This window comes from Solwaraspora sp. WMMD792 (assembly GCF_029626105.1).
In the GTDB taxonomy this organism is placed as follows: Bacteria; Actinomycetota; Actinomycetes; order Mycobacteriales; family Micromonosporaceae; genus Micromonospora_E.
Map to the genome: position 1 here is coordinate 1,976,619 of NZ_JARUBH010000009.1, position 14,543 is coordinate 1,991,161.

At 71.2% G+C, this 14,543-nt stretch carries 12 protein-coding genes and 1 pseudogene; 7 read left to right on the forward strand and 6 right to left on the reverse strand.

Translation table 11 applies throughout. The annotated features are described in order from the left end of the window. Position 1 precedes the first annotated feature (1 nt). Genes O7629_RS10430 through O7629_RS10445 form a run of 4 tightly spaced genes read left to right on the forward strand, consistent with a single transcriptional unit; the run spans position 2 to position 4,264 of the window. Positions 2-1,021, forward strand: a complete 1,020-nt coding sequence (locus O7629_RS10430) for a glycosyltransferase family 2 protein (RefSeq protein ID WP_278168889.1) — start codon at positions 2-4, stop codon at positions 1,019-1,021. After that, positions 1,018-2,151, forward strand: coding sequence for an endonuclease/exonuclease/phosphatase family protein (locus tag O7629_RS10435; protein WP_278168890.1), 1,134 nt, complete (start codon positions 1,018-1,020; stop codon positions 2,149-2,151). The genes O7629_RS10430 and O7629_RS10435 overlap by 4 nt, the downstream gene beginning before the upstream one ends. Then, positions 2,148-3,221: a glycosyltransferase family 2 protein gene (locus O7629_RS10440; protein WP_278168891.1), complete on the forward strand. Its 1,074-nt coding sequence runs from the start codon at positions 2,148-2,150 to the stop codon at positions 3,219-3,221. Before O7629_RS10435 ends, O7629_RS10440 begins: the two co-directional genes overlap by 4 nt. Further along, a complete protein-coding gene (locus O7629_RS10445) occupies positions 3,218-4,264 on the forward strand; it encodes a lysylphosphatidylglycerol synthase domain-containing protein (protein WP_278168892.1) in 1,047 nt (348 codons plus the stop codon). Before O7629_RS10440 ends, O7629_RS10445 begins: the two co-directional genes overlap by 4 nt. Here O7629_RS10445 and O7629_RS33615 read toward each other — a convergent pair. The 3 genes and pseudogenes from O7629_RS33615 to O7629_RS10455 all read right to left on the reverse strand — a co-directional run bounded on the left by O7629_RS33615 (position 4,239) and on the right by O7629_RS10455 (position 8,587). Beyond that, positions 4,239-5,537: a tetratricopeptide repeat protein gene (locus tag O7629_RS33615; RefSeq protein WP_347403722.1), complete on the reverse strand. Its 1,299-nt coding sequence runs from the start codon at positions 5,535-5,537 to the stop codon at positions 4,239-4,241. The genes O7629_RS10445 and O7629_RS33615 overlap by 26 nt on opposite strands. After that, a pseudogene (locus O7629_RS33620) lies at positions 5,511-7,331 on the reverse strand (BTAD domain-containing putative transcriptional regulator); the annotation flags it as partial. The gene O7629_RS33615 and the pseudogene O7629_RS33620, both read right to left, overlap by 27 nt. 287 nt (positions 7,332-7,618) lie before the next feature. After that, a complete protein-coding gene (locus O7629_RS10455) occupies positions 7,619-8,587 on the reverse strand; it encodes a sporulation protein (RefSeq protein WP_278168894.1) in 969 nt (322 codons plus the stop codon). A 188-nt stretch (positions 8,588-8,775) separates the two neighbouring features. Here O7629_RS10455 and O7629_RS10460 point away from each other — a divergent pair, with 188 nt between their 5' ends. Then, positions 8,776-9,819 carry a cation transporter gene (locus O7629_RS10460; RefSeq protein ID WP_278168895.1) on the forward strand — a complete coding sequence of 348 codons (1,044 nt, stop codon included), beginning with the start codon at positions 8,776-8,778 and terminating at the stop codon, positions 9,817-9,819. A gap of 29 nt (positions 9,820-9,848) precedes the next feature. Here O7629_RS10460 and O7629_RS10465 read toward each other — a convergent pair whose 3' ends face one another. Further along, the gene (locus tag O7629_RS10465) at positions 9,849-10,313 is read right to left on the reverse strand and encodes an ATP-binding protein (RefSeq protein WP_278168896.1); all 465 of its coding nucleotides are present in this window, start codon (positions 10,311-10,313) and stop codon (positions 9,849-9,851) included. Continuing rightward, on the reverse strand, positions 10,300-11,172 hold the full coding sequence (locus tag O7629_RS10470; protein WP_278168897.1) for an MEDS domain-containing protein: 873 nt from the start codon (positions 11,170-11,172) through the stop codon (positions 10,300-10,302). Before O7629_RS10470 ends, O7629_RS10465 begins: the two co-directional genes overlap by 14 nt. Before the next feature lie 112 nt (positions 11,173-11,284). On the opposite strand from O7629_RS10470, the gene O7629_RS10475 reads away from it, so the two are divergent. Next, positions 11,285-12,409, forward strand: coding sequence for a serine hydrolase (locus tag O7629_RS10475; protein WP_278168898.1), 1,125 nt, complete (start codon positions 11,285-11,287; stop codon positions 12,407-12,409). 28 nt (positions 12,410-12,437) lie between these two features. On the opposite strand, the gene O7629_RS10480 is transcribed toward O7629_RS10475, so the two are convergent. Next, positions 12,438-12,896 carry a hypothetical protein gene (locus O7629_RS10480; protein WP_278168899.1) on the reverse strand — a complete coding sequence of 153 codons (459 nt, stop codon included), beginning with the start codon at positions 12,894-12,896 and terminating at the stop codon, positions 12,438-12,440. Between the two features lie 238 nt (positions 12,897-13,134). Between O7629_RS10480 and sthA the strand changes: the two genes are divergently transcribed. Further along, positions 13,135-14,538 (forward strand): Si-specific NAD(P)(+) transhydrogenase, encoded by a 1,404-nt coding sequence (gene sthA, locus O7629_RS10485; RefSeq protein WP_278168900.1) that lies wholly within the window; start codon positions 13,135-13,137, stop codon positions 14,536-14,538. The last annotated feature ends 5 nt before the right edge of the window (positions 14,539-14,543 follow it).

The window sequence follows — 14,543 nt, forward strand, 5'->3', positions numbered from 1 at the left end:
CATGTCGACTCCACTGGTCTCGGTGATCGTGCCGAGTTACAACTACGCCGACTCACTGGCGGTGTGCCTGCAGGCGATCGCCGACCAGACCTACCCGGCGATCGAGGTACTGGTCGTCGACGACCGCAGCACCGACGACTCGGTGGCGGTCGCCGAGGCGCAGGGCGTACGGGTGATCGCGCTGGCCGACAACGGCGGCTGCGGTCGGGCCCGCAACATCGGCGTCGCCAGCACCAGCGGCGAGATCCTGTTCTTCGTCGACGCCGACGTGGCGATGGCCCCCGACGCGGTCGCCGAGGCGGTGGCCATTCTGCAGGCCGAGCCGGGGGTCGGCGCGGTCTGCGGCATCGAGGACCCGGAGCCGCTGCTGCACGACACCGCCGTCGCCCGCTATCGAGGGCTGCAGTACCACCACTGGTCGGCCAGCGGCGAAGGCAACGTCACCTTCCTGTTCCCGGCGATGTGCGCCATCCGGCGCCGCGTCTATCAGGAGGTGGGGCCGTTCAATCCGGCGCTGAAGCAGACCGAGGAGGTCGACTACGGTTACCGGCTGTCTCGTCGCCACCAGCTCCGGCTGACCTCCCGGGTCCGTGGCCGGCACGACCACGACCACCAGCTGGTGCCGTTGCTGCGCAAACTCTTTCACCGGGCCCGGCTGCGAATCCCGCTGTACGCCCGGGCCCGCCGGTTCGCCACCGGCTTCGAGACGGCGTCGCGGGCCTGGGGCAGCCTGGCGGCGGCCGCCGCGGTGCCGGCGGTGGCGCTGCCGGTGCTGTTCGGTCCGCTGTGGTCGGTGGTGCCCGTCGGGCTGTTCGCCGCGTCGCTCGCCGCCGACTGGTCGATGTACGCTCTGGCGCACCGGCTGCGCGGAGTCCGGTTCCTGGCCTTCTTCGTCGCGGTGCACTTCCTGGTCAATGTGACCATCACGGCGGGAGTGGCGGTCGGTACGCTGCAGTGGCTGGTGTCCCGGCCGTTCCGGCAGCTCTACGACAGCACCTTCCCCGCGGAGGCCACCGTATGACCGCTCAGGCTGCCGCAGCCGAGGCGACGGCGGCCACCGGCGGCGGCCCAGCGGAGCCACGGCCAGGGCCGGGCCCGTGGGGACGCTGGTGGCGCCGCTGGCTCGGCCGGGTGTTCCTGACCGGCTCAGCGGTGTGGCTGGCGTACGTGCTGGCCCACCGACTGCTCAGCGGCCGAGTCTGGTGGTGGGTGCTCGCCGAGCTGATGCCGCCGGTGATGTTCGTCGCCGTACCACTGCTGTTCGCCACGGCGGCGGCCGGCTGCCGGCGGACCCGCCGCCCGGCGGCGCTGATGTGCGCCGTGTCGCTGCTGGCTGGCGTCGGACTGGCCGGAATCAACCTGCCCGGACCGCTGCGGTCGGCGCCGCAGGTGCCGCCGGACGCGCTGCGGGTGGTCTCCTGGAACACCGGATACTGGCACACCACTGACCGGGCCGACGATTTCTACCAGCTGCTGCGGGACCAGCGGGCCGACGTCTACCTGCTGCAGGAGTACATCGCCGAGGTCGACGGCGTGATCGTGCCGATCGACGACCTCGACCGGCTGCGCCGGGAGATGCCGGGTTTTCAGGTGGCGGTCATCGGCGAGCTCGTCACCCTGTCCCGGTACCCGATCGTCGACCAGACGCCGCTGGTGGCCGACGGGCTTCCCCCAGCCCCGGACGGCTTCACCGACTTCTGGCGTTACCAGGTGCTCCGTACCGACCTGCGGGTCGGCGACCGGGTCTTGTCCACCTACAACGCGCACCTGCCGGTACCGTTGTGGGCCGGCGGCCCCGGCCTGTTCACCGGGGAGTTCCACCGGACGATCCGGGAACAGCATCAGCGTCGGGTACCGCAGTTCCGGGCGTTGGCCGCCGACGTGGCGGGCAACGACAACCTGGTGGTGCTGGCCGGGGACCTGAACACCAGTCCGGCAATGGGTGACCTGCGCCGCCTGCCGCCCGGGTTGCGCGACGCCGAGTCGGTCAGCCGGTCCGTCTACCTCGCGTCGTGGCCCACCGAACAGGTGTCGTCCTGGCGACTGGACTGGGCACTGGTCTCCGCCGGAGTCACCGTGCACCGGTACGAGTTCGGCGACGCCCGCGGCATGTCCGACCACCGGCCGCAGTCGCTGTGGGTGTCGTGGTGACCGGGTACCCGACGGTGTCGGTGGTGATTCCGACGTACAACAAGGCAAAGACCCTGGCCGACTGTGTGCGCGCGGTGTACCGCCAGACCCACCAGCCGGTCGAGGTGATCGTGGTCGACGACGCCAGCACCGACGGATCCCGGGAGATCGCCGCCGGGCTGCCCTGCCGGTTGATCTGCCTGCCCACCAACCAGGGGGTGTCCGCCGCTCGCAACGCCGGTGCGGCGGCTGCCATCGGTGAAGTGCTGTTCTTCGTCGACTCCGACATCGCGCTGGCGCCGGACGCGATCGGCAACGCGCTGCGGGTCCTTCGGGAGCATCCCGGGTGTGCGGTCGTGCAGGGCATCTATGACGCGGAGCCGTTGGCCGCCGACGGCCCGGTGGAGGTCTACAAGACCCTGTTCGAGCACTACTGGCGGCGGCAGCGTGACGGTGTCGCGGACGCGACCTTGTTCGCGTTGACCGCGATCCGGCGGCAGGCGTTCGACGACGTGGGCGGCTTCGACGAGCGGCTGCGGGACGCGGAGGACATCGAGTTCGGCACCCGACTGCCCGCCCGGTACGAGATCCGGATGAGCGCCGACGTGGTGGGCCGGCACGACGACGTCGACCGGCTGCGGCCGTTCCTGGCCGAACACGTCCGCCGAGCGGTCAGCTACGGGGCGTTGCTGGTCGGCGTGCTCGTCGCTGACGACCGGCGTCGGGTGCACCGCGCCGATGGGCAGCGGCCCGAGACCGCGCGCCCCGCTTCGGGCGTCGACGTCGGTGCGGTGGCCGCGATGCTGTGCTGCGCGGCGACTGCCGTGACCCTGCCACTGGCCGCCGTCGCCGGCTGGCTGTTGGCGGTGCCGGCAGCCACCTTCACCGCCTTCACCCTGGTGGACGGGGCCCTGTTCCGCTTCGTTCGGCGCCGGAAGGGAAACCGGTTCCTGGTGTACTTCGTCGCGATGCACTTCCTGATGCACACCACCCAACTCGCGGGGATGACGGTCGGATTCGCCGCCGGCCTGGTGCGCTCGACCCGCCGCCGACCGGCCCGGTCGACGACGGCACCGGAGACGGGCCGATGACCGGCCGTACCGACGAGGCCGGTGCAACGGTGCCGGGCCGTCCACAGAGCGCCGTGCCGTCATCCGGCCGGTGGGGTCGTTGGTTGCGAGTGGCGAACCGGGTGTTCGTCGTCGGGTTCATCGCCCTGCTGGTGGTCGGACTGATCGCCGTGCTGCGGACCCAGGACTGGGCACCGGTTCGCGAGCTGGCCGGGTCTCTCGACCCGGTCGCCGTCTACCTCACCGTCGGCGGTGCCTTCGCGGTCAACTGCGTCGGACTGGTTCTCGGGGTGCTGTCCTGGCGGGCGCTCTTCGTCGACCTGGGCGCCCGGGTCGACACCTGGACGGCGGCCCGGATCTTCTTCGTCGGCTTCCTCGTCAAGTTCGTGCCCGGGCGCTTCGTCGCGTTGCCGGTGCTGGTTCGGATGGGCAAGGCTGTCGACGTCGGTCCGGTCCGGCTGGCCTCGGTGTTCCTGCTCAGCTGGAGCATCGTCGCGCTCACCGGGCTTACCGTGGGGATCGCCGCCGGCCCTTCGGTCGCCGGCGGCGGGATGTGGTGGATAGCCGCCGCCGCGCTGCCGGTTGCCGTCCTGCTGATCTGGCCCGACCTGCTCGATCGGGGTATCCGGCTGGCCGCCCGGGTGCTGCACCGGCCAGAGCCGCAGGTCCGAGCCTCGGCCGGTGGGGTGCGTCGGTCCATCCTGGCGCAGGCGCTGTCGTGGATCATCTCCGGTCATCACCTGTGGCTGCTGGCGGTCGTCGCCGGGGCACCGGCCGGCCGGTCGTACCTGATCTGCGTCGCCGGGTTCGCGCTGGCCACCGTCACCGGGTTGCTGGTGATGGTCGCGCCGGACGGTATCGGGGTGCGCGAAGCGGTGCTCGCGTTGGCTCTCGCGTCGGTGATGCCGTTGCCGCTGGCCGGCACCGTGGTGCTGGCCAGCCGGTTGGTCTGTGTGTGCAGCGACATCGCGGTCGGAGCCGGCGGGCTGCTCCTCGCCCAGTACCTGCACCGGCGGCGAAAGGCGACCGGCGCCGTGCTCACCGACCCGGTACCGGTGCGCTGACCGTGACCGGGGTGTCCGGACTACTGACCGTGATCGGGGCGGTGCCGGGCCCGGTGTCGGTCCGCTCGCGGTCCGCCGCATCCAGCCGGGCCCGGATCTGTTCGGCCTCGGGAGCGCCGATCGCGCTGAAGTGGGCCAGTGCGTGGCACCAGTGGTCCCATACGTCGTCGGGGGTGTTGCCCGGGCCGGTGACCGATCGTCTGCGGTCGGTGTCGGCCAACCGCTGCCCGGCACGGGCCAGCCCGGCGTGCGCCCGGGCCTGCTGCGTCCGGTCGCCGATCTGCGCGGATATCGACAGCGCCTGCCGGTAGTGGTCCCGGGCCGCGGTGGCGTGACCGACCTCCATCAGCGCGTCCGCCAGTCCGACCAGCGCGGACGCCGCACCCATCGGCTGACTGGTGTCCCGGTAGATCTCCAGGGCCTGCCCGTGATGGTCGGCGGCGGCCCGGAAGCTGCCCAGCCGGGCATGCAACTGGCCCAGCGAGTCCAGCGCGAACGCCAACCCCACCCGGTGCCCGATCCGGTGGCACAGGGCGATCGCGTCGGACAGGTGCTCGGCCGCCTCGGAGTAACGGCCCTGCAGTACGGCGATCCAGCCGAGGTTGCCCAGCGCCATCGCCTCGCCGTGCGCCTCACCAGCCTCCCGCAGCAGACCGAGCGCCTCCCGCAGATGGGCGGTGGCCTGGTCGTACTGGCCCTGCTGGCCGTGGAAGACGCCGAGGTTGCCCAGTGCGCGGGCCTTCCCGGCACGTTCGCCGGTCTGCCGGTAGAGCACCAGCGCGCGCTGGAGATGGTCGGCCACCAGCTGCCGGTGCCCCTGCATCCCGTACACCACGGCGATGTTCGTCATCATGTGCGCCTGCGAGTCCCGGTCACCGATGATCTCGGCCGCGAGTAGACCGTGGTGGTGCACGGTGACCGCGTCCGGATAGTGGCCGGCACCCTCCAGGTAGCGGAAGACGGTGAGCACCAGACGCCGGGCGTGTTCCGGCCAGCCGTTCCCGGCGGTGTGCACGACGGCGCCGACCAGGTTGGCCCGCTCCTGCTCCAGCCAGGTCCGGGCTGCGGCGGCGTCGAGCAGCGGCCGCGCCGCGGCGCTCGGGTCGGTCACCGCCGGCCGCCGGTGTCGCTCGGCGGGGAAGAGTAGATCCATGGCGGCTGCGGCGGTGTGCAGGTAGTGGTCGAACAGGACGGTCATCGCCCGGTGCCGGTCGACCGGTGAATCCTGCTGGCCGGCGAGGTCCACGGCGTACGCCCGGAGCAGGTCGTGCATCCCGTAGCGGTGGCCAGGTCCACGTACGATCAGGTGGGCGCGGGCGAGCAGCTCGAGTAACCGTCGGGCGTCGGGCACCGAGGTGCCGGTGATCGCGGCGGCGGCGTGCGGCTCCAGATCAGGCCCGGGATGCAGCCCCAGCAGCCGGAACGCGCGGGCGGCGTCGGCCGGCAGATGCAGGTAGGACCAGGAGAACACCGCGCGTACGCCGGTGCGCCGGTCGCCACCGGCGTCGAGCAGATCGAGGCGCCGGTGCTGATCGGCGAGTTCGCGGACCAGCTCGACCAGTGGCGCGGTGGGGCGGGTGGCCGCCAGTTCCGCGGCTACCCGCAGGGCCAGCGGGAGACGGGCGCAGTGCGCGGCGAGGACCGCTGCGGCGGTGTGTTCGACGGTGGCCCGGGCACCGATCAGCCGGTGGATGAGCGCCACCGCCTCGGCCAGCGGCAGCGGATCGAGGCCGACCCGGCGGGCGCCGTGCCGGGCGACCAGCCCGGCCAGCGAGTCCCGGCTGGTGACCAGGACGAGACAGGACGGCGAGCCGGGCAGCAGCGGCCGGACCTGCTCCGCCGACGCCGCGTTGTCGAGCACCACCAGCAGCCGCCGTCCGTCGGCGAGGCTGCGGTAGCAGGCCGCCCGTTCGTCGAGGTCCAGCGGCAGGTCCGGACCGGCGACGCCGAGGGCCCGCAGGAAGCCGGCGAGCGCCTGGCCCGGGGAGACGGGCTGCTCGGCGTCGTAGCCCTGCAGATCGACGTAGAGCTGGCCGTCGGGGAACCGGTGCCGGACCCGGTGCGCCCAGCGGACGGCGAGCGCGGTCTTGCCGACGCCGGCGGTGCCGGACACCGCGGCGACGGTCACCACCGGCGACCGGTCCACGTCGTCGGTCCGCCCGTGGGCGTCGTCGAGCAGTTGGTCGAGCTCGGCCAGCTCGGCGACCCGGCCGGTGAAGTCGGGAATGTCGGCCGGTAGCTGGGCCGGTGCCGGTTCGGGCGTTGCCCGGCCGGTTTCGCCGCCCGGGGGTCGGGCATCTGGGGCGGCGGTCAGCTCCTCGTCGTGCAGCAGCGCGGTGTGTGCGGCGGTCAGCTCCGGCCCGGGATCGACGCCGAGCTCGTCGGTCAGGTGCCGGCGCACCCGGTGGTACGCGTGGAACGCCCGGGCACGGTGTCCTGCGGCGTGATACGCCCGGATCAGTCGGGCCTGTGCCGCCTCGTCCAGCGGCTGTGCGGCGGCGGCCTCCTCCAGAGCGGCCACCGCCTCGGCGGCCCGCCCGGCGGCGATCATGATGTCGCCGTACCGTGCCAGGGCGGTGTGCCGCTCCTCGAGCAACGCGACGACCCGGGGATGCTCGGCCAACGTCGGTATGTCGGCCATCGGCGGGCCGAGCCACAGCCGGAGGGCCTGTTCGAGCTCGTCAGCCGCACGACTCAGTTCGCCGTTGCGCTGCAGACCGGCCGCCGCGGTGAGCCGGTGGCGGAAGACCTCCGCGTCGATCTCCGAAGCGGGTAGCCGCAGCGCGTAGCCGTCCCCGACCTGGGGGAGCACCGTGCTCGGAGCGCGGGGCGGCCGGTCGGGTTCGAGCCGTCGCCGCAGGTGCTTGATGTGGGTCTGGATCACGTTCCGGGCGGTCGGTGGCGGCTGCCGGTCGGCCCAGACCGCGGCCGAGATCTCTGCCGCCCGCACCGGCTGTCCGGCCGCGATCGCGAGCAGTCCCAGGATGGCCCGTTGAGCCGTTGGTCCGAGATCCAGTTGTTCACCGTCGCGCCAGGCGCAGACCTGACCGAGGACCCGGATACGCAAAGTCGCCACCCTCGCCGGTCGTACCGAATGCCGCCGCTCGGAACGGGTTGGCCGTGTACGTCGGTCGGCTGACCTCAACCTACGTCTATGTCGCTCAGCATTGCAACGTCAGCTGTCGAATGACCCAGTCGAATTGCCGAACCATCGGTGGTGGGTGTCCGCAGTGGATAATTTGGGCGCGGGTCGGATCTCTCTCGATTGTGTGCCGGGTACCGCGGTGACCTGGTGGCATCGCCGCGTCGCCGGGCGTTGGTGCCCCGACCGGAGCACCAACGCCCGGCTGATGGTCACTCCTCCTCGAACTCCTCACCCGAGTCGTCGTCCCCGCCGAACGAGTCGAAGACCTCGCCGGCGATCATCCCGCCGGCGAAGCCGAGCGCGGCGCCGCCGACCGCGCCGGCGACGGCCCCACCCATTCCCGACCCGCCATGGTGCCCGCCGTAATGCCCACCGGGCGCGCCGTACCCGCCGATCAGCGACTGACGCTGGGAGAGCGCCTGGCGGACCCAGGTGTCGACCTGGGCGGTCCAGTCCACCTGGTCGGCGTCTGTGTGACTGACCCGGTAGCGGCCGTACGAGTCGTGCCCCGGCCGGAAAAGACCGCCGCGCTTGTCGAACTCCAGCACGACGTCGATGCCGTACTCGCTGGCCACGAAGGTCAGCTCGACCTCGTTGATGCCGCCGGCGTACTGGGGTGCGGCGTAGTACTCGATCTCCTGGTAGAACGGCAGGGTCTGGGGCACGCCGTGCAGCCGCCCGTACTCCAGGTCGGCGCCCTTGAAGGCGAAGCCGAGCCGGGCGAACGCCTCCAGGATGCGCTCCTGCAACGGCAGCGGGTAGATGTGCACCGCATCGAGGTCGCCTCGGTCGATCGCCCCCGGGATGGCGACCTCGGTCCGCAGACCCATGGTCATGCCGTGCAGGCGCTGCCCGTAGAGGTCGGTCACCGGGGTCTCCCACGGCACCGGGAACTGGAAGGGCAACGACAACTGCTGGCCTTCGCGCAGGTGGATGCCGCCGGACACGGGGAACCGGTGGAACTCGGCCAGGGCGTTGTGGTCCTCGCCGCCGGCCTCCACCTCAACCCGGGTGACCAAGCTGACCGTTATCTGGTCCAGCTGCACGTCGTGGCTGCCGCCAGTAATGTTCACCTGCCCGGTGAGGGCAAGGCCCGGCCGGGCGTTGGGGTTCTGTAGCACCGTGTCGACGCTGGGAGCGCCGATTCCCAGAGCGCCCAGCATCTTCTTGAATACCACGTACATTCCTCTCGGTTCTCGGTTGACGGGCCGTGCCCTGCCGGTACCGGCATTTAGGGCATCCAGTGTGGATACTATGGCAGGTGTTCAGTTTATCCTGATCGATCATGACGGGTTGTCGTGGGCGGTTGTCGGCGTGGTCCGGTGATATCGCATGTGACTGCCGGACAATGTGAAAAAATGCGCCTATGCCGGATTTCCTGGTGACGGCGGGCTGGCCTGTCTCCTGGTCGATAGCCGCGTTCGCGATCGCCGGAGTGGTGACGGTGGCGGGTGGGATCCGGCTCGTCGCCGTGGGTGACGCGCTCGCCGACCGGACCGGCTGGGGAGAAGCGGTCTTCGGTGCGGTCTTCTTTGGTCTGGCGACGTCGCTGTCCGGGATCGTGATGACTGCGGTGACCGCGGTTAGTGACGCTCCGCAACTGGCCTACAGCAACGCCGTCGGCGGCATCGCCGCGCAGACCACCGCAATCGCGGTGGCCGACCTGTTCTACCGGCGAGTCAACCTCGAACACGCCGCCGCTTCGCTGTCCAACCTGCTCTTCGGCTGCCTGCTGCTGGCGCTGCTGGCCTTGGCGCTGCTGGCCACCTACACCCCGGACGGCGCGGTGGCGGGCGTCCACCCGGTCTCGATGATCATGGTCGGCTGCTACCTCGGCGGCGTCATGATCGTCCACTCCACCGACGTTACGCCCTACTGGCAAGCCGTCGACACCAACGAGACCCGCCGGGATCTGCCGCAGAGCCACGGTCTCCTCGATGACCGTCCACTGCGTCGGCTGTGGGTGCGGTTCGCTCTCGTCGGGCTGGCCGTCGCCGCCAGCGGCTGGCTGACCGCACTCGCCGCCGAGAGTCTGGTGCAGGCGACCGGGCTACGGGCCGGATTCGTCGGCGGGGTGCTCATGGGCCTGGTCAACGCGTTGCCGGAGACGATCACCGCGATCGCGGCGGTACGGCGCGGCGCGGTGACCCTCGCGGTCGCCGCCGTCCTCGGCGGCAACTGCCTCGACGCACTCAACCTGGTGGTCGCTGACGTCTTCTACCGCCCCGGGTCGATCTACCACGCGGCCGGTCCGGACGAACTGTTCCTCACCTCTGCCGCGCTACTGATGACCACGGTGCTGCTCGGTGGGCTGCTGGCCCGGCAGGTCCGTGGCTGGGGCCGGTTGGGCTTCGAAGGCACCCTGCTGTTCGGCGGCTACCTCGCCGTGGTCGCGGTCCTCGCCTTCTGACGCCAGCATCCGCGCCCCCGGACCGTCGGTCACCGGCCGGCCGGCCGGGCCAGGCTGATCACCGCGGTGACCACCGCCCCCGGCCCCGGTTCGGCACGATCGATGATCAACTCGGAGCAGAGTTGCCGGCAGATCCAGATCCCCCGACCACCGGCCCGCGCCTGGTCCGGCGGAACGGTTCCCACCTGCGGGTCACGCATCCCCGGCCCGTCGTCGCTGACCTGGCAGTACAGGACGTCGTCGCGGCGCCACAACCGGAGCCGGCCACTGCCGCCGCCGTGGCGTATCGCGTTGGTGGCGAGTTCCCCGGCGACGATGAGCAGATGCTCGGTCTGCTCAGCCGAGATGTCCAGCCCGGGAGCGTGTGCGCTGAGCGTAGCCCGTAGGCCGTACAGACCGTCCCGGTCGAACGGCTGGTCGACGGCACCGGCCGGGGACGGAGTGTCCGCCGGCCGTCCCCCGATGCCGAGCGAGGTGGGATCAGGGCTGCTCATGGCGTCTCTGTACCCGGAGTTGAGCCACGTCATCCGCGCCGACCAGGGACAGCACGGTACCGACCAGCCGTCGGCAGGACACCGTCATCCGGCGCGATCTCGGCAACGCCCGTGCGGCAGCCAGGATGATCCCGGCGCAGGCGCCGTCGATGTAGTCCAGCCCGGTCAGGTTGATGTGCAGGTGGCGGTCGATCCGTACCGACTCGGCCAGCGCCAGCTCGAGCACATCCTTGTGCCGGTAGTCCAGCTCACCGGCGATGCGCAGGCCGGCCGGGCTGTACTGCCGGCAGACCCGCAGCAGCGGATGCTCCAGGTAGACCTGAGCGGCGACGGTCCGGGGATGGGCCCGGGCGGCGAACGCCAGCGTGACGGCGTCGAACCGCTCCCGGTCGTACTGGCAGATCAGACAGAGCTGGCCGTGTGCGAACAGGTCGGCGACCAGCGTCTCGAACTCGACCAGTTGATCGGCTGCGGCGGCCGGGCGGGTCGCCCAGCACATGTCGGCGGTCACCCGCAGGCCGGCGTACCCCTCGTCGCTGGCCTGCCGCGCCTCCCGCGCAAGCGTCCGCACCATCGCCCCAGCGTCGGCCGGTGCCCCGCCGAGCAGCGACTCGGTGGCCGAGGCGATGCGCAGCTGGCCCCGGCGCAGGGCCGATCCAGGCCGTACCGCGCGGTCGTGCAGCTCACCGGCGAGCTCGTCCGGGCTCACCGAGTCGGTCCAGCAGACCACCTTCTGCCCGGCCCGCAGCCCGCCACGCACGAAGGCCGCCACCAGGTCCAGTCGCTCCTCCTGGTCGGAGAAGGTGAGACAGGCATGGTCGCCAGCGCCGAGCGTGCCAACCGCAGCCGTGTCCGCCATCGTCGATCCGCCTTGTCCGTCATCGGGAGGATGCCCGCCACCTTATGCGTTGCACCCGGTCGCGCCCGGACACGCCCCCCGCTGAGCCGTCGATTTGAACGTCCGCCGTGCGATGCCCGTACCACCGGCGGCAGAGCGGACAGCACCGGATCTGGGGGCGTACGTGATCATCGGAGAAGGCCCGGCCAGTGGTCGCCTCGCGGGTCGGTCCGGCCGGTCCGGGAACTCCCGGCACCCTGCCCGGCGAACCGCGACGGACGCCCGGCACCCCGGCCGGCGTACCGCGATGTCCGGCCGACGCGCCGACTCCCGTGGCGGGACATCTCGTCGGTCACTGCTCGGCTTCGGCCTGTTCGGCCTGCTCGCCGCAGGTGGCCTCGGCTACGGGTGGCGGGCTGCCGCCGGTTTGCCGGTGACCGGCGGTCGGGTGGCCGCTGGCGGGCCGGGTACGGTGGTGGCCGTGCCGACCTCTGCGGTGCGGACCCCGGACGTCGTGGCGGAGCAGCGCCGCCGGGCGGCGCTGGCGGCCCGACAGGTACGCGGGTACGCCGCCGGCCTGCCCGGCCAGTTCAGCTTCGCGGCTGTCGAGCGCGGCACCGGGGCCGGGTTCCGTACCGGTGACGAGCTCCAGTTCCAGACGGCGAGCATCGTCAAGGTGGAGATTCTCACTGCCCTGCTGCTGGACCGGGACGGGATCCCGTTGACCGCCGTGCAACGCGATCGGGCCGAGGCCATGATCACAGCCAGTGACAACGCGGCGGCCAGTGAACTCTTCGCCGCCATCGGCGGCGTCTCCGGACTGGACCGGGTCAACACCGAGCTCGGCCTGACCCGGACCCGACCGAGGTCGGCCTGGGGAACGACCGTCACCACCTCAGCCGACCAGGTCCGGCTGCTCCGAGTGCTGGTCGACGAGGAGAGCCCGCTGCGACCGGCGGACCGGGGCCTGGTGCTGGACCTGATGGGTCGGGTGGGCGACGGACAGCGGTGGGGGGTGCCGGTCGGTGCCGGTACGACCGGCTCCCGTACCTGGGTGAAGAACGGCTGGGACACCGTCGACGATCATGACGGACGCTGGCTGGTCAACAGCATCGGGCGGATCGTCGAGGACGACCACGACTGGCTGGTGGCGGTGCTGTCCGACCACCACGACTCGCTGGATGCCGGCATCGCGGCGGTGGAACAGGCGGTGCGAATCGCCTTCGACACGTGGCGCCGGCCGGCTCCGGCCGGCTAGCCCTCGGCCGACCGGCAGTGTGCGCGGGTCAGGCCGGGCCGAACGCGCGGTCGCAGGCCTCGCGCAGGTCGACCTGCGCGGCCGAGATCGTCAGGTTCCCCTCGATCGGCTCCTGGTCGGCGGCGGCTCGGGCGGCGTCCACCAGGTCTTTTCCGCGAGCGGCCAGTGTGGCGTCGGTCGACGCCTGTGCCTGCCGGCCGATCTCCCGATTGACGTCGTGGTCGAGCTCGGCCGCGCTGATCTCACGCAGGTCCTGGCATGCCTGCCAGCCTTCGGTGTCGGCCGGTGGGGTCTGCGATGTGCTCTCGTCGACTGTCGGCGTCGGCGTCGCCTGCGACTGCTCGCCCCTGGTCAGCGCGCCGATCCCGATGACCAGGACGGCCAGCACGACCGGCGCGGTGACCCACAGCCAGACGGGCCGGCGGCGGGAGCGGCGGGAGGGGGAGAATCCGGAGTGGTCAGCAGCGGTGCGGTAGGGGTGGCTCACGGTAGTGCCTCTCAGGTCCGACTGGGCGGGCGGAGCTCCGACTGGCGAGGGAAGCGGTGGCCTACGGCATAGCGGACATCAACGCCTGTGCCGTCATATATTCATACACGTCGCCTTCATGTGCTGCCCCATAGTAGGCTTTTCGCTGCGGAAGGCAACCCGTCCATCGCCCCAGGTCGTCCGGACGGACAGGGGTGGTCGTAAGCATCCGGAAACCCGGGCCTGTCAGACTGGGCCGGTGTATGACGTCGACGTGCTCGTGATCGGATCCGGCCCCAGTGGACAGAAGGCGGCGATCGCCGCGGCGAAGCTCGACCGGAGCGTCATGGTCGTCGAGCGCGCGCACATGCTCGGCGGCGTGTGCATCAACACCGGCACCATCCCCTCCAAGACCCTGCGCGAGGCCGTCCTCTACCTGACCGGCCTCAACCAGCGCGAGGTCTACGGTCAGAGTTACCGGGTCAAGGATCACATCACGGTCAGTGATCTGGCCGCCCGGACGCAGCACGTGATCGGGCGCGAGATCGACGTGACCCGCAGCCAGTTGACCCGCAACCGGGTACGGATCATGACCGGCACGGCGCGGTTCGATGACGCGCACACCGTGGTGGTGACCGATGCGACCGGCCACGGAAACAAGGTCACCGCCGAGAAGATCGTGATCGCGGCCGGCACCCGCCCGGCCCGCCCGGCCAGCGTCGACTTCGACGAGCGGACCATCATCGACTCGGACGGCATCATCAACCTCGAACAGGTGCCGCAGTCGATGCTGGTGATCGGAGCCGGGGTGATCGGCATCGAGTACGCCTCGATGTTCGCCGCGCTCGGCACCGAGGTCACCGTGGTGGAGCGGCGGGACCGGATGCTCGAGTTCTGCGACCTGGAGATCGTCGAAGCGCTCAAGTATCATCTGCGCGACCTCGCGGTCACCTTCCGTTTCGGTGAGGAGGTGGCGTCGGTGCAGCGCCACCAGCGCGGGGCGGTCGCGGTGCTGGAGAGCGGCAAGCGGATTGCCGCCGACACCGTGATGTACTCCGCCGGGCGCCAGGGCGTCGCCGGTGACCTCGATCTGGAGCGGGCCGGCCTGACCGCCGACACCCGGGGCCGGATCCAGGTCAACGAGAACTTCCAGACCACGGCCGGGCACATCTACGCGGTGGGGGACATTATCGGTTTTCCCGCCCTGGCCTCCACCTCGATGGAGCAGGGCCGGCTCGCCGCCCACCACGCCTGTGGTGAACCAGCCCGTGGCATGCCGCAGCTACAACCGATCGGCATCTACACGATCCCGGAGATCAGCTTCATCGGCAGCACCGAGGACCAGCTCACCGACAACCGGGTGCCCTTCGAGGTGGGGGTCGCCCGCTACCGGGAGCTCGCCCGCGGGCAGATCGTCGGCGACTCGTACGGGATGCTCAAGCTGCTGGTCGCCCCGGACAGCCGGCAACTGCTCGGCGTGCACATCTTCGGCACCGGCGCCACCGAACTTGTGCACATCGGGCAGGCGGTGATGGGTTGCAACGGCACCGTCGACTACTTCGTCGACGCCGTGTTCAACTACCCGACCCTCGCCGAGGCGTACAAGGTCGCCGCGCTGGACGCGATGAACAAGATGCGGCACCTCGCCCAGCTGCACGACTGACCGTC